The 19,279-nt window shown below is 73.2% G+C and carries 17 protein-coding genes; 6 read left to right on the forward strand and 11 right to left on the reverse strand.

Features of this window, described 5'->3' with window-relative positions:
• Positions 1 to 167 precede the first annotated feature (167 nt).
• Entirely contained in the window at positions 168 to 1,391 is a 1,224-nt protein-coding gene (locus ACFY32_RS23970; protein WP_390675201.1) for a trypsin-like serine peptidase, read from the forward strand.
• Positions 1,392 to 1,496: 105 nt separating this feature from the next.
• Here the strand turns inward: ACFY32_RS23970 and hflX are convergent, their stop codons facing one another.
• From hflX to miaA, 6 genes are all read right to left on the reverse strand, one after another.
• A complete protein-coding gene (gene hflX, locus ACFY32_RS23975; RefSeq protein WP_390675202.1) occupies positions 1,497 to 2,987 on the reverse strand; it encodes a GTPase HflX in 1,491 nt (496 codons plus the stop codon).
• Between the two features lie 199 nt (positions 2,988 to 3,186).
• Positions 3,187 to 4,713 carry a M1 family metallopeptidase gene (locus ACFY32_RS23980; protein ID WP_390675203.1) on the reverse strand — a complete coding sequence of 509 codons (1,527 nt, stop codon included), beginning with the start codon at positions 4,711 to 4,713 and terminating at the stop codon, positions 3,187 to 3,189.
• Between the two features lie 149 nt (positions 4,714 to 4,862).
• Complete coding sequence (locus tag ACFY32_RS23985) at positions 4,863 to 7,094, reverse strand: RelA/SpoT family protein (RefSeq protein WP_390675204.1); 2,232 nt, start codon at positions 7,092 to 7,094, stop codon at positions 4,863 to 4,865.
• Between the two features lie 216 nt (positions 7,095 to 7,310).
• On the reverse strand, positions 7,311 to 8,180 hold the full coding sequence (gene dapF, locus ACFY32_RS23990; RefSeq protein ID WP_359203089.1) for a diaminopimelate epimerase: 870 nt from the start codon (positions 8,178 to 8,180) through the stop codon (positions 7,311 to 7,313).
• A 42-nt stretch (positions 8,181 to 8,222) separates the two neighbouring features.
• Complete coding sequence (locus tag ACFY32_RS23995; protein WP_359203106.1) at positions 8,223 to 8,732, reverse strand: hypothetical protein; 510 nt, start codon at positions 8,730 to 8,732, stop codon at positions 8,223 to 8,225.
• Positions 8,733 to 8,840: 108 nt separating this feature from the next.
• Positions 8,841 to 9,779: a tRNA (adenosine(37)-N6)-dimethylallyltransferase MiaA gene (gene miaA, locus ACFY32_RS24000; RefSeq protein ID WP_390675205.1), complete on the reverse strand. Its 939-nt coding sequence runs from the start codon at positions 9,777 to 9,779 to the stop codon at positions 8,841 to 8,843.
• A gap of 181 nt (positions 9,780 to 9,960) precedes the next feature.
• Between miaA and ACFY32_RS24005 the strand changes: the two genes are divergently transcribed.
• Positions 9,961 to 10,227, forward strand: coding sequence for a hypothetical protein (locus ACFY32_RS24005; protein WP_359203083.1), 267 nt, complete (start codon positions 9,961 to 9,963; stop codon positions 10,225 to 10,227).
• A 32-nt stretch (positions 10,228 to 10,259) separates the two neighbouring features.
• Entirely contained in the window at positions 10,260 to 10,547 is a 288-nt protein-coding gene (locus tag ACFY32_RS24010) for an antitoxin (protein WP_359203080.1), read from the forward strand.
• A gap of 171 nt (positions 10,548 to 10,718) precedes the next feature.
• On the opposite strand, the gene ACFY32_RS24015 is transcribed toward ACFY32_RS24010, so the two are convergent.
• The 4 genes from ACFY32_RS24015 to ACFY32_RS24030 all read right to left on the reverse strand — a co-directional run bounded on the left by ACFY32_RS24015 (position 10,719) and on the right by ACFY32_RS24030 (position 15,052).
• Complete coding sequence (locus ACFY32_RS24015) at positions 10,719 to 11,444, reverse strand: class III extradiol dioxygenase subunit B-like domain-containing protein (protein ID WP_359203077.1); 726 nt, start codon at positions 11,442 to 11,444, stop codon at positions 10,719 to 10,721.
• 317 nt (positions 11,445 to 11,761) lie between these two features.
• On the reverse strand, positions 11,762 to 13,279 hold the full coding sequence (miaB, locus tag ACFY32_RS24020) for a tRNA (N6-isopentenyl adenosine(37)-C2)-methylthiotransferase MiaB (RefSeq protein ID WP_390675206.1): 1,518 nt from the start codon (positions 13,277 to 13,279) through the stop codon (positions 11,762 to 11,764).
• 67 nt (positions 13,280 to 13,346) lie between these two features.
• Complete coding sequence (locus ACFY32_RS24025; protein WP_359203071.1) at positions 13,347 to 14,009, reverse strand: response regulator transcription factor; 663 nt, start codon at positions 14,007 to 14,009, stop codon at positions 13,347 to 13,349.
• Complete coding sequence (locus tag ACFY32_RS24030; RefSeq protein WP_390675207.1) at positions 14,009 to 15,052, reverse strand: sensor histidine kinase; 1,044 nt, start codon at positions 15,050 to 15,052, stop codon at positions 14,009 to 14,011. The genes ACFY32_RS24025 and ACFY32_RS24030 overlap by 1 nt, the downstream gene beginning before the upstream one ends.
• Before the next feature lie 104 nt (positions 15,053 to 15,156).
• On the opposite strand from ACFY32_RS24030, the gene ACFY32_RS24035 reads away from it, so the two are divergent.
• Together ACFY32_RS24035 and ACFY32_RS24040 are read left to right on the forward strand one after the other, a co-directional pair.
• The gene (locus tag ACFY32_RS24035; protein ID WP_359203065.1) at positions 15,157 to 15,645 is read left to right on the forward strand and encodes a TrkA C-terminal domain-containing protein; all 489 of its coding nucleotides are present in this window, start codon (positions 15,157 to 15,159) and stop codon (positions 15,643 to 15,645) included.
• Positions 15,646 to 15,649: 4 nt separating this feature from the next.
• Positions 15,650 to 16,885: a cation:proton antiporter gene (locus ACFY32_RS24040; protein ID WP_359203062.1), complete on the forward strand. Its 1,236-nt coding sequence runs from the start codon at positions 15,650 to 15,652 to the stop codon at positions 16,883 to 16,885.
• Between the two features lie 86 nt (positions 16,886 to 16,971).
• On the opposite strand, the gene ACFY32_RS24045 is transcribed toward ACFY32_RS24040, so the two are convergent.
• The gene (locus ACFY32_RS24045) at positions 16,972 to 18,240 is read right to left on the reverse strand and encodes an FAD-dependent monooxygenase (RefSeq protein WP_390675208.1); all 1,269 of its coding nucleotides are present in this window, start codon (positions 18,238 to 18,240) and stop codon (positions 16,972 to 16,974) included.
• Between the two features lie 302 nt (positions 18,241 to 18,542).
• On the opposite strand from ACFY32_RS24045, the gene ACFY32_RS24050 reads away from it, so the two are divergent.
• Positions 18,543 to 19,163, forward strand: a complete 621-nt coding sequence (locus tag ACFY32_RS24050) for a hypothetical protein (RefSeq protein ID WP_390675209.1) — start codon at positions 18,543 to 18,545, stop codon at positions 19,161 to 19,163.
• The last annotated feature ends 116 nt before the right edge of the window (positions 19,164 to 19,279 follow it).

Here is a 19,279-nt window from a genome sequence, read left to right on the forward strand (position 1 = left end):
GACGGCTTGTGTCCGAACCGTTGCCGTACCGACGGAACTCCCCCACAGCCAGCGCATAGGGTGTGATGCCGTTCCAGGGCTGCCGTGCGGCCCGGCCGCACCCCGCTACGGGGCCGGGCCGGGTCCGGGCCGCGCCCGCGTACGTCCACAGCAGGGGGAGTCACACCATGCGTTCCATACGGCCGTCGTTCACCGCTCGCGGACGAAGGGGCGGGCGCCGCCGTACCTCCCCGGTGCCGGCGACCGTCGTGCTCGCCACGGCGCTGCTGCTCACCGCGACGGCCTGTGACTCGGGCGGCGCCGAGGCGGGTGGCGGGGCTTCCGCGACCGCCGCGGACGACGGCGAGGGCGGGATCAGGATTCCGGACCACATCAAGGACAAGCTCAAGGAACACGGGATCGACGTCGACCAGTGGAAGAACGGCGCCTGGCGGGACTGGGACAAGGACGACTGGCTGCGCGAGGCGCAGGACTTCGTCAACCCGATCATCGAGGACCTGTGGGACCCGGACCGTATGAGGGACGCCGAGGAGCCGGACCAGGAGGTCACCGAGAGCGACCTCGCCGATGACTCCGGCGTCACCGACCCGGAGCCCCGGCCGGTCCAGGCGAAGGCCGTGCCGCCGAAGTACCACGACAGCGCCGCCACGGCCGGGAAGGTGTTCTTCGACGCTCCCGGGGGCCAGATGGTCTGCTCGGCGACGGTCGTCCAGGACCCGGCGAACCCCGGCAAGTCCAACCTGGTGTGGACGGCGGGCCACTGTGTGCACGCCGGCAAGAAGGGCGGCTGGTACCGCAACCTCGCGTTCGTGCCGTCGTACAACGACAGCGGCATGTCGAACGAGGAGTTGCAGAGCGCCGCCAAGGAGGAGGTCGCTCCGTACGGCGTGTGGTGGGCCGACTGGGCGGGGACCTCGCAGCAGTGGATCGAGCAGGGCGGTGCCACGGGCGGCGACGGCGCCTCGTACGACTTCGCCGTGATCCATGTGACGCCGGAGGAGGGCAGCGGCGGCAGGTCGCTGGAGGAGACGGTGGGTTCGGCGCTGCCGGTGGACTTCGACGCGCCCTCCGCGCGGGAGCTGCCCGGCGTGAAGGCGATCGGCTACCCGGCCGCGCCGCCGTACGACGGTCAGGCCCTGTACCAGTGCGAGGACAGGCCGGGCAGGCTGTCGATCGCCGCGGCCGACCCGACGATGTACCGGATCGGCTGCACCATGACCGGCGGTTCGTCCGGCGGAGGCTGGGTCGCCACCGGTTCCGACGGGGAGCCGGCGCTGGTGTCCAACACCTCGATCGGCCCGGTGACCGCGGGCTGGCTCGCCGGTCCGCGTCTGGGCAAGGCGGCCGAGGGCGTGTACGACGAGGTCAGCGAGAAGTTCGCCGACCGGTGACCGGCACCCGGGCCCGCGCCGCACGGTGAGCGCGCCCGGTGACGGACCGAGGGCCCGCCCCCTGCCGGTGCGGGGGGCGGGCCCTCGGTCGTCGGGCAGGCGCGGTCAGGCGAGGGGCGCCGGGACGTACGGCGTGAGTTCCGCCGCCAGTTCCTCGTGCACCCGCAGCTTGAGCAGGGTGCCCTCCGCGGTGTGCTCCTCGGAGAGGACCTCGCCCTCGTCGTGGGCGCGGGCGACCAGCTTGCCGTGCGTGTACGGGACCAGGGCCTCGATCTCGACGGACGGGTGGGGCAGCTCGTTGTCGATGAGCGCGAGCAGTTCCTCGATGCCGGCGCCCGTGCGGGCGGAGACGGCGATGGAGTGCTTCTCGACCCGCATCAGCCGCTGGAGCACCAGCGGATCGGCCAGGTCGGCCTTGTTGATCACGACGATCTCGGGTACGCCGGTGGCGCCGACGTCCCTGATCACCTCGCGTACGGCGGCCAACTGCTCCTCCGGCACCGGGTGCGAACCGTCGACCACGTGCAGGATCAGGTCGGAGTCGCCGACCTCCTCCATGGTGGAGCGGAACGCCTCGACGAGGTGGTGCGGCAGGTGCCGGACGAAGCCGACGGTGTCCGCCAGCGTGTACAGCCGCCCGCTCGGCGTCTCGGCCCGGCGCACGGTCGGGTCCAGGGTCGCGAACAGCGCGTTCTCGACCAGGACGCCCGCGCCGGTGAGGCGGTTGAGCAGGGAGGACTTGCCGGCGTTGGTGTAGCCCGCGATGGCGACGGACGGCACCTTGTTGCGCCGGCGTTCCTGGCGCTTGACCTCGCGGCCGGTCTTCATCTCCGCGATCTCCCGGCGCATCTTCGCCATCTTCTCGCGAATCCGGCGCCGGTCCGTCTCGATCTTGGTCTCACCGGGGCCGCGGGTGGCGAGGCCGCCGCGGCCGCCACCCATCTGCCGGGACAGGGACTGACCCCAGCCGCGCAGCCTCGGCAGCATGTACTGCATCTGCGCGAGCGCGACCTGCGCCTTGCCCTCCCGGGACTTGGCGTGCTGGGCGAAGATGTCGAGGATCAGGGCCGTCCGGTCGATGACCTTGACCTTGACGACGTCCTCCAACTGGATGAGCTGGCCGGGGCTCAGCTCACCGTCGCAGATGACGGTGTCCGCGCCGGTCTCGTGCACGATGCCGCGCAGCTCCTCGGCCTTGCCCGAGCCGATGTAGGTGGCGGCGTCGGGCTTGTCGCGGCGCTGGATGACGCCGTCGAGCACGAGCGCGCCTGCGGTCTCGGCGAGGGCGGCCAGCTCCGCGAGGGAGTTCTCCGCGTCCCGGGCCGTCCCCGAGGTCCAGACGCCGACGAGGACGACCCGCTCCAGGCGGAGCTGGCGGTACTCGACCTCGGTGACGTCCTCCAGCTCGGTGGAGAGACCCACGACACGGCGCAGGGCCGCGCGCTCGGAGCGGTCGAACTGGTCGCCGTCCCACGCTCCGTCGTTTCCGTGGCTCCAGGCGACGTCCTCTTCCATCAGGGCATCGGCCCGGAGACCCTCGGGGTAGGTGTGCGCGAGGCGCTTGGTGTCCTGGGAAGGGGAAGAAGAGGAGGTCATTGGTTCCTTACGTGTCTGGGAGATGGTCGCGCGGCGCTTTCCCGCGCCTGTGGATGACAACGCACGAGCCGCTGCGGGGATTCCCGCGTCCGTACCGCGGCGTCCGGAAAATGGTCGCACGGCACGGGGCGTCTCGTCATCGGCTTATTCCCCCGCAGCCGCCGGTGATGCGGACCGCGGGGAAGCCGCGTACGGGGGTTCAGTGCCTGGGCGCGGGCGCCGTAGCCGCGGGTGTCGCGGTCGTCGTGGTCGTGGTCGCCGTGGTCGGCTTCCAGTCCGGGTGACCCGGCATCGGCGGGGTCTTCTCGGCGTACAGCCAGGCGTGGAAGAAGCCGCGCAGGTCGCGGCCGGCGATGTCGGCGGCGAGGCGGACGAAGTCGGCGGTCGCCGCCGTGCCGTCGCGGTGGCGGGTCACCCAGGCGCGTTCGAGGCGTTCGAAGGCGGGGCGGCCGATCTCCTGGCGGAGCGCGTAGAGGACGAGGGCGGCGCCGTCGTAGACGTTGGGCCGGAAGATGCTGGTCTTCCGGCCCGGTTCGGGCGCCTTGGGGGCGGCCGGGGGCCCGCCGGCGGCGCGCCAGCGGTCGGAGGCGCCGTAGGCGGCCTTCATGCGCTCCACGAGGGGTTTGCCCGCCGTCTCCTCCGCGTAGAGGGCCTCGTACCAGGTGGCGTGGCCCTCGTTGAGCCACAGGTCGGACCAGGTCCGCGGGCTGACGCTGTCGCCGAACCACTGGTGGGACAGCTCGTGCACCATGATCGAGTCGATGTACCAGCCGGGATGAGCGGGCTCGGCGAACAGTTCCCTCTCGAAGAGGGAGAGGGTCTGCGTCTCGAGTTCGAATCCGGTGTCCGCGTCGGCCATGAGCACGCCGTACGTCTCGAACGGGTAGCGGCCGACCTTGTTCTCCATCCAGGCGATCTGGCCGGGCGTCTTCTTCAGCCAGGGTTCCAGGGCCGCGCGGTGCCGCGTGGGTACGACGTCCCGTACGGGGAGTTCGTGCGGTCCGCCGCGGCGCAGGACCGTGGAGCGGCCGATGGAGATCTGGGCGAGTTCGGTGGCCATGGGGTGCCGCACGCGGTACGTCCAGGTGGTCGCGCCGCCGGTCCGGTCCCGGCCGGCGGGCAGGCCGTTGGCGACGACGGTGTGGCCGTCGGGGGCGGTGACGCGGATGGTGAACCACGCCTTGTCGGAGGGGTGGTCGTTGCAGGGGAACACCAGGTGGGCGGCGTCGGCCTGGTTGGCCAGGGCGAGGCCGTCCGCGGTGCGGACCCAGCCGCCCTCGTGGCCGTCGGGGTGCACGGGGTCACTGGTGTGCCGCACGGTGATCCGCGTCCGCTCGCCCTCGTCCAGCCCGTCCCGGGGCGTCACCACCAGGTCCTCGTCGGCGGTGGTGAAGTCGGCGGGCTCGCCGTCGACCTCGACCGAGTCGACCGTGCCGTGGGCGAAGTCGAGGTTGACGCGGTCCAGGTCGGCCGTGGTGCGGGCGTCGATGGTGGTGACGGCCCGCAGCGGCACGCTGTTGTCGCCGGAGTAGGTGAAGGCCAGGTGGTACGCCGCCACGTCGTAGCCGGGGTTGCCGAGGTGCGGGAACAGGCGGTCACCGATGCCCAGCGGGGCCGGCGGGGCGCTCGCGGCGACCAGGCAGACGGAGGCGGCCGAGGCGAGCAGCGCCACGGCGCGCAGCCGTCGCCGGGGACGGGCGGTCGGGGTGTCGGGGGTGTGCGGCATCCCCCACGGCTACCAGCGTGCGCGTACCCGACGGCGACGGCGCGCGCCGGGCGCACCCGAACGGGGGGCGGCGCTCCGGAGCGCGGACCGGGCGGCAGGCCCGCGCGGCTCGGACCGGCACGCGGATCGCGGCTCCCCGCGCCCCCGGCTCAGACCCCTGACGGCATCGGCTGGGCCCGGCTCACGTCGTACACCCCTGCGACGTTCCGCATGGCGCGCATGAGGGCCGGGAGGTGGGCGGCGTCGGGGAGCTGGACGGTGTAGGTGTGGCGGACGCGCTGGCGGTCCGGAGGTTCGACGGTGGCGGAGACGATCTCGGCGCCTTCCAGGGCCATGGCCTCGGTGAGGTCGGCGAGCAGATGAGGACGGACGAACGATTCGGCAAGCAGGGTGACCCGGCACTCGGTGGTGTCCCCCCAGCGCACGCCGACCTCCGGGCGCCCCCCGCTCTTCATGCGCGCTACCACGGCGCACTCCGCGCGGTGCACGGTGACCACGCCCCCGCGTACGGCGAAGCCGGTGACCTCGTCGGGCGGTACGGGGGTGCAGCAGCGGGCCAGCCGCACGGTGACGTCGGGGAGGTCGACCAGGACGTCGGGGCCGGCCGGCCGGCCGGCCGGTGCCCCGGCGGTACGGCGGACCAGCGGCCCGGCATCCGCCCGTCCGGCATCGGCCCGCGGCCCGGTGCCGGTCCGCCGCCCGGCTTCGGGTCGCCCGCCGCCCCCGGCGCCGTCCTCGTCGGTGCCGGCGGCTGGGGCGGCGTCGGCCGGGTGGGCGGCGAGCCAGCGTTGGATGGCGATGCGGGCGGCGGGGGTGTGGGCGTGCTCCAGCCACTCCCGGGAGGGCTCGGAGGCCGGGTCCTGCCCCATGAGGAGCTGCACGGTGTCGCCGTCCTTGAGGACCGTGCTCAGGGTGGCCAGCCGGCCGTTCACCCGGGCGCCGATACAGGCGTGGGCGTCATCTCCGTACTGCGCGTACGCGGCGTCCACGCAGGTGGCGCCCTCGGGCAGGCCCAGGGTGCCGCCGTCGGGCCGGAAGACGGTGATCTCCCGGTCCTGGGCGAGGTCCTCGCGCAGGGTGGACCAGAAGGTGTCGGGGTCGGGCGCGGCGCGCTGCCAGTCGAGGAGCCGGGAGAGCCAGCCGGGCCGGGTCGGGTCGATGCGCTCGCCGTCGCCCGGGGACTGTTCCTCGGCGGGAGTCGCGTAGGGGTTGCCGAGCGCGACCACGCCCGCCTCGGCGACCTTGTGCATCTGGTGGGTGCGGATGAGGACCTCGACGACCTGGCCGTCGCCCTTGCGGGCCACCGCGGTGTGCAGCGACTGGTACAGGTTGAACTTCGGTACGGCGATGAAGTCCTTGAACTCCGAGACGACGGGCGTCATACAGGTGTGCAGCTCGCCCAGGACGGCGTAGCAGTCGGCGTCCTCGTTGACCAGGACCAGCAGGCGGCCGAAGTCGGCGCCGCCGAGCGCGCCGCGCTTGCGGGCGACGCGGTGCACGGAGACGAAGTGGCGGGGCCGGATCAGCACCTCGGCGGGGATGTCGGCCTCGCGCAGCACGGCGCGCACCTCGTCGGCGGTGCCGGTGAGGGGGTCGTCCGCGCGGGCGGCGTTCCCGTCGATCAGCTTGCGGGTGTGCGCGTAGTCCTCGGGGCACAGGACCGCGAAGACGAGGTCCTCCAGCTCGGTCTTGAGGGCCTGGACGCCGAGCCGTTCGGCGAGCGGGATGAGGACGTCGCGGGTCACCTTGGCGATGCGTTCCTGCTTCTCGCGGCGCATGACGCCGAGGGTGCGCATGTTGTGCAGCCGGTCGGCGAGTTTGATCGACATCACCCGGACGTCGTTGCCGGTGGCGACGAGCATCTTGCGGAAGGTCTCGGGCTCGGCGGCGGCGCCGTAGTCGACCTTCTCGAGCTTGGTGACGCCGTCGACGAGGTAGCGGACCTCCTCGCCGAACTGCTCGCGGACCTGCTCCAGGGTGACGTCGGTGTCCTCGACGGTGTCGTGCAGCAGGGAGGCGGTCAGGGTCGTGGTCTCCGCGCCCAGCTCGGCCAGGATGAGGGTCACGGCGAGGGGGTGGGTGATGTACGGCTCGCCGCTCTTGCGCATCTGGCCGCGGTGCGAGGACTCGGCGAGCAGATAGGCGCGGCGCAGGATGTCGAGGTCGGCGTCCGGATAGTGGGCGCGGTGGGCCTCGACGACGTGGCCGATGGCGTCGGGCAGCTTGTGCCGGGCGGCGGGGCCGAGCAGCGCGGCGCGGCCCAGGCGGCGCAGGTCGAGCCGGGAGCGGGTCTTCCTGCGGGGCGCCGGCGGGGTGACGGCGCCGGGGGCTGCGGGCGTCACGGGGCCTGGGCTCGCGGGTTTCGCGGCCTCCGCGTTCATGGGCACCTCCGGCTGCGTCGACCGGCGGACGGGGCGCCCCAGGGCGGACACGGCTCAGGGGACGGCATCGGTCCCCCGTCCGGGCCGGTGCTTGATGCTATCGAGCCCATCACGTACGGCCGACCGCCTCTCGCCGAGCGTGAAACGGATCACCCATTCGAGCGACAGCCGTCGGGTTTACGTTTCCGTATGGAGTCTCGCACTCCGGTCGCGGCCTCAGACGGCGGCCCCCGCCAGCCACTCGGCGTCGATCTCGCCCTCGGCGACGATCACCGCCGGACCGGTCATCTCGATCTCGCCGTCCGGCCGCTCGGTGATCACCAGCGTGCCGCCGGGGACGTCGACCCGGTACGTCACCGGGGTGCCGGTGACGGCCGGGTCGGTGCCGTCCCGGCGGGCGGTGGCGACGGCGACGGCGCACGCGCCCGTGCCGCACGACCGGGTCTCCCCGGCGCCGCGCTCGTGCACGCGCATGGCGACGTGCCCGGGGCCGCGGTCGGCCACGAACTCGACGTTCACCCCGTCCGGGTAGGCGGTGGCCGGGCGGAACGGGGGCGGCGCGAGCAGGTCGCCCGCGTGCGCGAGGTCGGCGACGAAGGCGACCGCGTGCGGGTTGCCCATGTTCACGTTCCGCGCGGGCCAACTGCGCTCGCCGACGCTCACCGTGACCTCGCCCCCGGGGAGCAGGGCGCGGCCCATGCCGACGGTGATGTCGCCGTCCTTCGCGATGTGCACGCTCTTCACGCCCCCGCGCGTGGCGACGGCGAGGTCGCCCTCGGTGGCGTGCCCGGCGCGCTGGAGGTAGCGCGCGAAGACCCGTACGCCGTTGCCGCACATCTCGGCGATCGAGCCGTCGCCGTTGCGATAGTCCATGAACCATTCGGCCTCGGCGGCCAGGTGCCGGGCCTCGGGGTGGGCGGCGGACCGCACCACGTGCAGCAGCCCGTCGCCGCCGAGGCCGGCGCGGCGGTCGCACAGGGCGGCGACGGCGGCCGGCGGCAGGTCGACGGCGTTCTCCGGGTCGGGGACGATCACGAAGTCGTTCTCGGTCCCGTGTCCCTTGAGGAAGGCGATCCGCGTGCTCATTCCTCGATCGTACGACGTGGGTACGGCGGTGCGGCGGCGGCCTCAGCCGCGCAGGCGGGCCACTCTCCACACGGCCAGCACGACGGCCGCGGCGACCATCACGGCGTACCCGAGGACGACCCGCCAGTCGGGGCGGCGGCCGGAGCCGCGCGGGGGCAGGCCGGGCCAGGTGTGGCCGACCCGGCGGGCGGCCATCATGCCCCAGCCGGCCGCGCAGGAGCAGATCAGCAGTCCGAGCATCGCGATCACCGCGCCGCTGTCGCCGAAGTCGAAGGCGAGCGGGAAGGCGAACATCAGGGAGCCGATCGCGGCCAGGCAGACGATGGGCGCGAGCTGCCAGATGCGCAGCCGCCGCTGCGGGCGCAGCTCGACCTCGACCTCCTCGCCGCCCACGTACATCTCGTCGGGCCCGGGGCCGTCGGCCGCCACGCCGTCCGGCGTCTGGTCGGGGCCGTCGGGGCTCAGACGGGCCCCGTCGTCCGGCTCCGGTTCGCCCCGGTCGGCGGTCACGGGTTCGGTGCTCGGTGCGGTGTCACGAGGGCCGGCCTCCATCGCCACGCGCCCTCCCAACTAGGACTCCACTTGGTCGATCGAAGCTCGATGATGGCACGCCGCCGGAGGCCGGGATGACGGCCGGGGCGTCCCGATGCCATGACGTGATCAGGCTGTAACCGGTCGTTCGACCAACGACAGGGCGAGCCGCGGAAGTTCCGTGCGATCCGCCGCGGCCCCACTCAACCAGTGCACCCTGGGGTCGCGCCTGAACCACGAATCCTGGCGGCGCGCGAAGCGTTTGGTGGCGCGGACGGTCTCGTCCCGGGCCTCCTGGAGGGTGCACTCGCCGGCGAGCGCCGCGAGCACCTGCTGGTAGCCGAGTGCGCGCGAGGCCGTACGCCCCTCTCGCAACCCTCGCGCCTCCAGTGCGCGCACCTCGTCCACCAGACCGGCCTCCCACATCCGGTCGACCCGGCGCGCGATGCGGTCGTCCAGCTCCGGGCGGGCCACGTCGACACCGATCTGCACGGTGTCGTAGACGGAGTCGTGGCCGGGGAGGTTGGCGGTGAAGGGGCGGCCGGTGATCTCGATCACCTCCAGGGCGCGGACGATCCGGCGGCCGTTGCTGGGCAGGATCGCCCGCGCGGCCTCCGGGTCGGCGGCGGCCAGCCTGGCGTGCAGCGCACCGGAGCCGCGCAGGGTCAGCTCCTCCTCCAGGCGGGCCCTGACCTCGGGGTCGGTGCCGGGGAACTCCAGGTTGTCGACGGCCCCGCGGACGTAGAGGCCGGAGCCACCGACGAGGACCGGCCAGCGGCCGGCCGCCAGCAGGGCGTCGATCCGCTCCCGGGCGAGGCGCTGGTACTCGGCGACGGAGGCGGTGACGGTCACGTCCCAGATGTCCAGGAGGTGGTGCGGCACTTCCGCCCGCTCCTCGGGCGTCAGCTTGGCGGTGCCGATGTCCATCCCTCGGTAGAGCTGCATGGAGTCGGCGTTGACGACCTCGCCGCCGAGCCGTTGGGCCAGAAAAACGCCCAGATCGGACTTTCCGGCCGCGGTCGGTCCGACGACGGCGATGACGCGGGGGGCGGGGGGTGCACTGCTCACCGCCCCAGTCTCGCAAACCTCCCGCCGCCGTCTCGAACGAGTTACGTGACATCACGCGATCGGGGTCGTTGCCCGTTGCGAGGTTTCCGCCTCGCCATCCCGGAGGCGGTGGCCCGGTGACGCGATCGGACGCACCGGGTAGCGCGGGAATTCGCCCGCACGAGTACCGTATGGAGTTGATATGGGCGTTTTTGCACGGCTTCTTAGGAGGTCGAAGGCCACAGAGGAGGGGACGTCCGCCGCGGCACCGACCGAGGCGACGTCCCCCGAGCCCGAACCCGCGGCCGAGGCGGCAGCGGCACCGGGTGCGGCCGACACCGGCGGGGAGCAGGCGCCGCCGGACCCGGAGGCGAAGGAGGCCACCGGGTCCGACGGCGTCGAGATCCCCCAGCAGCAGTCCACCGGCAAGGCCGCCGACAACGAGGCCGGCGAGGGCGCCCGCACCTGACCACCCGCGAGCGACGCGAGGGAAGGCGAACCATGGGTCTCCTGGACAACTTGAAGGCCAAGCTGGGCCCGGCGAAGGGCAAGGTCTCCGACCTCGCGCAGCAGCACGGGGACAAGATCCAGCACGGGCTCGACCGGGCGGCGAAGGCCGTCGACGAGAAGACCAAGGGCAAGTACAGCGGCCAGATCCAGTCCGGTACGGGCAAGGCCAAGGACGCCATGGAGCGCCTCGCGCACCAGGAGGGCACCGGCCCGGGTCCGGGCGCCGGTCCCGACGCCGGCGGCGGTACGCCGAACGGGCCGAGGCCCCCGGCCTCCTGAACGGCGCGCCCCCGCGCCCGAGAGGCCGGACACGACCGGGCACACGACGGCGGACGGCCGTGGAGCACCCGCTCCCCGGCCGTCCGCCGTCGTGTGTCCGTGTGCCGCCGTGGCTAGGTCCCCAGGACCGGCCGGCCGCCTCGGCGCGGGCCGCCGACGGCCGAGGCGGCTCTACGACCAGGCCGCCACCACGTAGCCCACCCCGTACGGCGCGTCCTCGTACAGCAGCGTCCCGGCGAGGGAGGCGTCCTGGGCGGCGCCCGCGAGGACCTGCCAGGGGGCGCGGCCGGACGCCTTCAGCTCGCGGGCCAGACGGGCGTCCAGCGCGCCGAGGGCGGCGAGGTCGGCCGCGCCGAGGGCACGGGCGACCTCGGCGTCGAAGGGCTCGGCCCGTTCGTCCAGGTACCCGGGTGCCTTGACCGTGCGGCACGCGCTGGCGTCGCCCAGCACGAGCAGCGCCGTCCGTCCCGGCCGCCCGGCGAGGTCCCGCCCGAGGTCGGCGCAGTGCCCGGCGGGGAGCGCCTCGCCCACGCCGAGCGCCTCGACGGGGGCGTCGGACCACCCGGCGCGGTCCAGCAGCCAGGCGCCCACGGCGAGCCCGTACGGCAGCTCCGGCCCCGCCTGTTCGCCCTGCTCGCCCTGGTCCGCGCCGAGCCGTACGTGTACGTCCACGCCGAAGCCCCGGAACGAGCCCCGGGTGCCCCGGGGGTACGTCTCCGGGCCGGTGCCGCCCTCGGCGGGGCCGACGAGCAGCAGGCGGTCGGGCCGGGCGGCGGCGAGCACGCCCAGGGCGTCCGCGCACGCGGCGCGGGCGGCGTCCAGCTCGGGTGCGGCACCCGCCGCGACCTCGGGGACCAGCAGGGGCGGACAGGGGCAGACTGCGGCGGCGACAAGCATGATCGGCAGCGTAGCCCCGCCGGGCCACCGCCTCGCGTCCGGCCACGGCGCAGGGCCGCCACCTCGCGTGCGGTCACGGCGCAGGCCCGCCACCTCGCGTCCGGTCACGGCCCAGGCCCGCCACCTCGCGTGCGGTCACGGCGCAGGCCCGCCACCTCGCGCAGTCACGGGGTGGAGCCGCAGCCGCTCGCCACGGCCGGCCGGGGCTCCGGCAGGCGGCCGACGCGCGGGACCGGACGGCCCGGCGCGCGGGACCGGACGGCCTGGCACGCGGGACCGGACGGCCCCGCGCCCGACGCGTCACCGGGCGCGGTGGGTCAGTCGCAGCCGCAGCCGCTCGCCACGGCCGGCAGGGGCTCGGGTGCGCCGATCTTCGGCAGGCCCAGCATGACGCCGGCCGGCGCCGACGGCTGGACCGCGTTGCGCTTCTCCCAGGCGTCGCCCGCGCGGGTGCGGCGCACGTCGAGCACCGGGCCCTCGGCGAGGAGGTGGTGCGGGGCCGCGTAGCTGATCTCGACGGTGACGACGTCGCCGGGGCGGATCTCCTGGCCGGGCTTGGTGAAGTGGACGAGGCGGTTGTCGGGGGCGCGGCCGGACAGGCGGTGGGTGGTGCCGTCCTTGCGGCCCTCGCCCTCGGCGACCATCAGCTCCAGGGTGCGGCCGACCTGCTTCTTGTTCTCCTCCCAGGAGATCTCCTCCTGGAGGGCGACCAGCCGCTCGTAACGGGCCTGGACGACCTCCTTGGGGATCTGGCCGTCCATCTCGGCGGCCGGGGTGCCGGGCCGCTTGGAGTACTGGAAGGTGAACGCCTGGGCGAATCTGGCCTCGCGGACGACGTGCAGGGTCTGCTCGAAGTCCTCCTCGGTCTCGCCGGGGAAGCCCACGATGATGTCGGTGGTGATCGCCGCGTGCGGGATGGCGGCGCGGACCTTTTCGATGATCCCGAGGTAGCGCTCCTGGCGGTAGGAGCGGCGCATCGCCTTCAGGACCGGGTCGGAGCCGGACTGGAGCGGCATGTGGAGCTGCGGCATCACGTTGGGCGTCTCGGCCATGGCGGCGATGACGTCGTCGGTGAAGTCGCGCGGGTGCGGGGAGGTGAAGCGGACCCGCTCCAGGCCGTCGATGGTGCCGCAGGCCCGCAGCAGCTTGCCGAACGCCTCGCGGTCACCGATGTCCGAGCCGTACGCGTTCACGTTCTGGCCGAGCAGGGTGATCTCCGAGACGCCCTCGGCGACCAGCGCCTCGACCTCGGCGAGGATGTCGCCGGGGCGGCGGTCCTTCTCCTTGCCGCGCAGCGCGGGGACGATGCAGAAGGTGCACGTGTTGTTGCAGCCCACCGAGATGGAGACCCAGGCGGCGTAGGCGCTCTCGCGGCGGGTGGGCAGCGTGGACGGGAACGCCTCCAGCGACTCGGCGATCTCGACCTGGGCCTCCTCCTGGACGCGGGCGCGCTCCAGCAGGACCGGCAGCTTGCCGATGTTGTGCGTGCCGAAGACGACGTCCACCCAGGGGGCGCGTTCGACGATGGTGTCGCGGTCCTTCTGGGCCAGACAGCCGCCGACGGCGATCTGCATGCCGGGCCGCCGGGCCTTCCTGGGGGCGAGGTGGCCGAGGTTGCCGTACAGCTTGTTGTCGGCGTTCTCCCGTACCGCGCAGGTGTTGAACACCACCACGTCCGCGTCGCCGTCGGAGCCCTCGGGGGCGCGGACGTACCCGGCGTCCTCCAGCAGACCGGACAATCGCTCGGAGTCGTGGACGTTCATCTGGCACCCGTAGGTGCGTACCTCGTACGTGCGTGTGCCGCCCACTGACTGGCTCCGGTCGATGCTGCTCATGGCAATAAGGGTAGGCGGTCCGCGGCGATGTCCCGGGCCGCCTGTGGACAACCGCCGTCCGCGCAGGTCAGGGCTCTATGAGGCCCGCGCGGATCGCGTACCGGGTCAGTTCGAGCCGGTCGCGGACGCCGAGTTTCTGGAGCAGGTTGGCGCGGTGGCGTTCGACGGTCTTGGCGCTGATGAAGAGGAGTTCGCCGATCTCCTTGGAGGTGTGGCCCTCGGCGACGAGCTTGAGGATCTCCTCCTCGCGTTCGGTGATCGGCCGCTCGGGCAGGCCGTCGCCGCGGTGCAGGCGGTCCAGGTAGGCGCGGACGAGGGCGCGCTCGGCGCCCGGGTAGATGAACGGTTCGTCGCGGACGGCCGCCCGGCACGCCTCCACGAGGTCGCGGTCGGCGACGGACTTGAGGACGAAGCCGGAGGCGCCCGCCTTGAGGGCCTCGAAGAAGTACTGCTCGTTGTCGTACATCGTGAGGATGAGGATGCGCAGGCCGGGCAGGCGGCGGGAGAGTTCGCGGGCGGCCTGGAGGCCGGTCATGCGGGGCATCGCGACGTCGAGGACGGCGAGGTCGACCTCGGTGGCGCGGGCCGCGGCGACCGCCTCGGCGCCGTCCCCGGCCTCGGCGACGACGGTCAGGTCCGGTTCGCCGTCCAGGATCAGGCGTACGCCCCGGCGTACCAGGGTGTGGTCGTCGGCGAGCAGGACGCGGATCGGGGGCGGCGGTGCGGGCATCAGGGGGCTCCGGTCGCGACGGGGACGCGCAGGCGGATCTCGGTGCCCGCGTCCGGGCCGGGTACCACGGTGAGCGCGGCGCCTATCAGCAGGGCGCGTTCGCGCATGCCGCTGATGCCGGTGCCCTCGGGGGCGTCGCCGATGCCGGTGCCGTTGTCGGCGACGACGAGTTCGACGCCGTCGGCGCGGCGGCGCAGGCTGAGGTCGGCGCGGTCGGCGCCGGAGTGCCGGACGGTGTTGGTCAGGCCCTCCTGGGCGACGCGGTAGAGCACGAGTTCGATCTCCGGGGTGAGCGGGGGCAGGTCGCCGGGGATGTGGTGGCGGACGGTCAGGCCGTGGTGGGTGAACTCGGTGGCGAGCGAGCGCAGGGCGCTGGCCAGGCCGAGTTCCTCCAGGACGCCGGGGCGCAGCCGGCGGGCGATGCGGCGGATCTCGTCCAGGCCGTCCCGGGTGGCCTCCTGGGACAGGGCCACCTCCTCGCGCAGGTCGGCGGGGACCCGGTCGGCGACCCGTTTGAGCTGGAGGAGTACGGCGGTGAGGGTCTGGCCGACCTCGTCGTGCAGTTCCCGGGCGATGCGGTGCCGTTCGCGTTCCTGGGCGTGCAGGGCGCGGGCGGCACCGGCGGCGCGTTCGGCCTGGAGCCGGTCGAGCATGGTGTTGTACGTGGCGATCAGCTCGGCGGCCTCGGCGGGTCCGGCGACCGTCGGGCGGGCCCCGGGGCGCAGCAGGTCGGCGGTGGCCATGGCCCGGCCGAGCCGCTTGAGCGGGACGAGGCCGAGCCGCAGGACGACCGCGTTGCCGGCCAGCAGCACGACCAGCCCCGCCAGCAGGATCAGCGCCTCGTGCGGCAGTACGGGGGTGGAGACGGTGACCGGTCCGAGCAGCAGCGCGGTGGCCACGACCAGGCCGGCGGCGTTGAGCGAGAAGATCCGCCAGAACAGCGACACGGTCCCCTTCCCGCCCCTCCCGGCCTTCGCGCACGACACCGCCGGGGCAAGCCTCGCCGCCCGCCTCCGCCTGCGTATATCCGTCACGACACCCATATCGCCACCGTACGTGCGGATGACAGCATGGCGGGGCGCCACCGGACCCGGACGGGGCCGGGGGCGGTACGACGCGAGACGAACGAGGGGAAGAGGGAAGACACGTGTCCGCTCCACGCCTGAGGGCGACGCCGCTGCCGGGTATCGGGGTGCAGTACGACCTGGTGACCCGGGACCACCGGCATCTGTCGGTGGTGGCGCACCGCGACGGCGCCCGCACGGTCAATGTGTACCGGTCCGACGACCCCGACTCCTGCGCGCACTCCCTGAAGCTGACCGGCCCGGAGGCGGGTGCGCTGATCGACGCGCTGCAGCCGTCCCACCACAGCGCGAGCCTGCTGCACACCACCTCCGGCCTGGGGCTGGTGGCCGAGCGGATCGAGGTGTCGGCGACCTCGCGCTGGAACGGGCGGGTACTGGGCGACACCCGGATGCGCACCGAGACGGGCGCGTCGATCGTGGCCGTGCTGCGGCACGCCGAGGCGATCCCGTCGCCCGCGCCGGACTTCCGGCTGGTGGGCGGGGACACCTTGATCGTGATCGGTACCCGTGAGGGCGTCGACGCCGCCGCGGCGATACTCGGGCGGGAGTGACCCGGTGCACTCCTCCGCGGTACTGCTGATCGAGTTCGGTTCCATCATCCTCGGCCTCGGCCTGCTCGGGCGGTTCGCCGGCCGCTTCGGGCTCTCCCCGATCCCGCTGTATCTGCTGGCCGGGCTGGCGTTCGGGGAGGGCGGGCTGCTGCCGCTGGGGGCGAGCGAGGAGTTCGTGGCGACCGGCGCCGAGATCGGCGTCATCCTGCTGCTGCTGATGCTGGGCCTGGAGTACACGGCCGGCGACCTGGTGACCAACCTGAAGTCGCACTATCCGGCGGGGCTGGTCGACTGCGCGTTCAACGCCGTGCCGGGCGCGCTGGCGGCGCTGCTGATGGGCTGGGGTCCGGTGGCCGCCGTCGTGCTGGCGGGCGTCACCTGGATCTCGTCCTCCGGTGTGATCGCGAAGGTGCTGGGCGACCTGGGGCGGGTCGGCAACCGGGAGACCCCGGTGATCCTGAGCGTGCTGGTCCTGGAGGACCTGGCGATGGCGGTGTACCTGCCGATCGTCACGGCGCTGGTGGCCGGGGCCGGGCTGATGACCGGCAGCATCACCCTGGCGGTCGCGCTCGGGGCGGCCGGTCTGGTCCTGTTCGTCGCGGTGCGCTACGGGCGGCTGATCTCCCGGTTCGTCTCCAGCGACGACCCGGAGAAGCTGCTGCTGGTGGTGCTGGGGCTGACCATCCTGGTCGCGGGCGTGGCCCAGCAGCTCCAGGTGTCGGCCGCGGTGGGCGCCTTCCTGGTGGGCATCGCGCTGTCCGGGGAGGTCGCGGAGGGCGCGCACACGCTGCTCAGTCCGCTGCGGGACCTGTTCGCCGCGGTGTTCTTCGTCTTCTTCGGGCTGCACACCGACCCGGCGAGCATTCCGCCGGTCCTGCTGCCCGCCCTCGCGCTGGCCGTGGTCACCGCGCTGACGAAGATCGCCACGGGGTACTGGGCGGCGCGGCGGGCCGGGATCTCCGTCAAGGGGCGCTGGCGCGCGGGCGGTGCGCTGGTGGCCCGCGGCGAGTTCTCCATCGTGATCGCGGGGCTGGCGGTCACGGCCGGGATCGAACCGTCCCTGGGCCCGCTGGCCACGGCGTACGTGCTGATCCTGGTCATCGTCGGTCCCCTGACCGCCCGGTACACCGAGTCCGTGGCGTCGCGGCTCGCCCGGCGCCGGAGCGACCCCGACCGCCGCCCGGACGTCCCCGAGAACGCGCCGCGCACGGCCGAGGCGGGGGCGTCGGCGGATGCCTGAGGCGGGCGCCGGCGGCCTCGGACGCGGTGGGACGCGCCGCGCCGGACGACCACGGCACCCGGGCGGAGACCCGCGACCCCGGTGGGTCAGCTCTGGTCGGCGGCGAGGGGCTCCGGTCCGGGGCGGGACCAGGACGGGGCGTTGTTGACGTCCGCGGGCAGGGCTCGCGTCAGGGACTTGTAGTGGTCGGCGATACGGTCGAGCCTCTCCGGTGCGCTGCCGCCGCCGCGCTGCTCGACGAGCTTGATGATGCGTTCGGGGCCGAGCAGGCGGTTGGCGCGGACGAGGCGGTTGAGACGCGGTCGCCGGATGGTCTCGTAGTCATGGAGCGCCCGGCGCGGATCGGTGGCGCGGGCGAGGCAGTGGGCGACGACCCGGGCGTCGATGACGGACTGGGTGCCGCCGTTCATCCCCATGGGGTACATCGGATGCGCGGCGTCGCCGAGCAGCGTGACCGGTCCGAAGCTCCAGCGCGGCAGCGGATCGCGATCGAGCATGGGGAAGCGGGTGATGCCCGCCGCGCCCGCGAGCAGGGCGTCCATGTCGAGGAAGCCGACGTTCCAGCCTTTCAGTCGGTCCCTCAGATCTCCGACGGTCATGCGTCGTACCAGCAGGTCCTCGTGGGCCGGCGCCGGCGGGCGCGTCTCCAGGACCCAGTTGAGCGCGGGCCCGAGACGGCTCGCGTCGCCCGGCCGGACGGGCGCGAGGACCGGGTAGGCGATGAACTTGGCGCCGGGTGTGCCGCCGGCCACGACGACGGTGCGCCCGTCGAGGAGATCCACGCCGGTGCTCAGGCCGCGCCACATGTGCACGCCGTTCCACAGGGCCGGCCCCTCGGCGGGGTAGAGCCTCGCCCGGACCTGTGAATCGATGCCGTCCGCGCCGATGAGGACATCCGCCCGGTACGTCACGTTCCGGTCGGCGGCCCGGTCGTACGCATGAACGTCGACCCCCGTCCCGTCGGTCTCGAAGCCGAGCAGGGAGACGCCGGTGCGTACCGCTCCGGGAATACGCCGCTCCACCTGCCGCAGCAGAAGCGCCTGCAACACCCCGCGGTGCACGGAGCACTGCGGCCACCGGAAACCGGCCGGGCGCCCCAGGTTCTCGTGCCAGAGGGGGCTGCCCGCCCGGTCGCAGTACGCGAGCCGGTGCGGCGTCACCGACGCTTCCTCCAGCGCGTCGCCCAGGCCGAGTTCGCTCAGCTCGCGCACCGCGGAAGGCAGCAGGTTGATCCCCAGGCCCACCGGCTCCAGCGTTCCGGCCCGCTCCAGGACCACGGCTTCCAGCCCGACCGCCCGCAGGCTCAGCGCGGTCACCAGTCCCGAGATTCCACCGCCTACGATGACGATTCGCACGGAGCAACATCTCCTGAATTGGATTTCTTGGGATTTCCGCAGCGCGCGTCAGCGTATATCACGCCGCAGCGGTGATCCGGAATTCGCGGTCACGTTTTCGGTGAGCGGTGTCCGCGGTGCCGTTGCGGGGTTTCCGGACCCGGACAGGGGGTGTGCTGCCGGAAGAGGGAATGTCATACAACTTCCGGTCCCGCCTGCGAGATCGAGGGCCCGGCCCTCCCTACGTTTGATTTCCGCGCCCGACCAGGCGCGCCGGAATCCGAGAGGGAGGCATTTCGATGTATTCCGTTCGATCGCGTGTGGTGGCGGGAACCGCGCTGCTGGTCCCGCTGACGGCGGGCACGGCGTGGGCCGGTGCCTTGGCGGAACCGGTCCTCGCCAGAGACATCATCACCTGCGCCGGGCCCGCGCAGATGAATTTCGATCCACCCCTGACGACCTCTCCCCGGGATTCGACCGTGACGGGGAGCAACCAGTTCTCCACCTGCACCGTGGTGCGCCGGAACGCCGTCACCGGTGAGCAGATCGGAGGGACCGAGACGCTCTCTCCGGCGTCGGGCGAGGGAACGTCCGTCGCCGAGGTCCGCTATACGGACCTCGTCCTCAGCCAAGGCCAGTGCAACACCCGTAACGCGAAGTTCAAGGGCAAGGTGACTTACTACTGGCACGACGACATCGGAGGGGAGACCGTCATCAATCTGGGAAAGAGCGCCGTCATCACTTCCGCGGGGTCGCACCAGTTCGCTAACAAGGATGCCGCGGACGCGAGCAGTACGCGTTTCGCCGGATACGCCGAGTACCCGCGGGGCGTCATGAATCCGCACATCACCGGCTCGTGCTCGGGTTCCGGTGGCGTGAGCGCGATGACCGGGGACGTCACGATCACACTGTACTCACCCCCTTACGTCACGACGGTGAACTGAGGTGATGGCGACCGTCCTGCCGAAGACGATCGGCGCGCTCCTGTGTCCGCCGACCCCCGGGGCACCGGCCCCGGCCCCGGCCCTGGTCAGGCGGGCGTCCGGGCTGGCAGGATCGC

Origin of the sequence: Streptomyces sp. NPDC000134 (assembly GCF_042899225.1) — a bacterium.
Taxonomy (GTDB): Bacteria; Actinomycetota; Actinomycetes; order Streptomycetales; family Streptomycetaceae; genus Streptomyces.

Excerpts from the sequence above, each read along its gene's own strand:
- ACFY32_RS24015 (WP_359203077.1), bottom strand. The coding sequence starts at position 11,444 with ATGCTTGTCGCCGCCGCAGTCTGCCCCTGTCCGCCCCTGCTGGTCCCC.
- ACFY32_RS24010 (WP_359203080.1), top strand. The coding sequence starts at position 10,260 with ATGGGTCTCCTGGACAACTTGAAGGCCAAGCTGGGCCCGGCGAAGGGC.
- ACFY32_RS24030 (WP_390675207.1), bottom strand. The coding sequence starts at position 15,052 with ATGGGTGTCGTGACGGATATACGCAGGCGGAGGCGGGCGGCGAGGCTT.
- hflX (WP_390675202.1), bottom strand. The coding sequence starts at position 2,987 with ATGACCTCCTCTTCTTCCCCTTCCCAGGACACCAAGCGCCTCGCGCAC.
- dapF (WP_359203089.1), bottom strand. The coding sequence starts at position 8,180 with ATGAGCACGCGGATCGCCTTCCTCAAGGGACACGGGACCGAGAACGAC.
- ACFY32_RS24025 (WP_359203071.1), bottom strand. The coding sequence starts at position 14,009 with ATGCCCGCACCGCCGCCCCCGATCCGCGTCCTGCTCGCCGACGACCAC.
- ACFY32_RS23985 (WP_390675204.1), bottom strand. The coding sequence starts at position 7,094 with ATGAACGCGGAGGCCGCGAAACCCGCGAGCCCAGGCCCCGTGACGCCC.
- ACFY32_RS23970 (WP_390675201.1), top strand. The coding sequence starts at position 168 with ATGCGTTCCATACGGCCGTCGTTCACCGCTCGCGGACGAAGGGGCGGG.
- ACFY32_RS23980 (WP_390675203.1), bottom strand. The coding sequence starts at position 4,713 with ATGCCGCACACCCCCGACACCCCGACCGCCCGTCCCCGGCGACGGCTG.
- ACFY32_RS24005 (WP_359203083.1), top strand. The coding sequence starts at position 9,961 with ATGGGCGTTTTTGCACGGCTTCTTAGGAGGTCGAAGGCCACAGAGGAG.
- ACFY32_RS23995 (WP_359203106.1), bottom strand. The coding sequence starts at position 8,732 with ATGGAGGCCGGCCCTCGTGACACCGCACCGAGCACCGAACCCGTGACC.
- miaB (WP_390675206.1), bottom strand. The coding sequence starts at position 13,279 with ATGAGCAGCATCGACCGGAGCCAGTCAGTGGGCGGCACACGCACGTAC.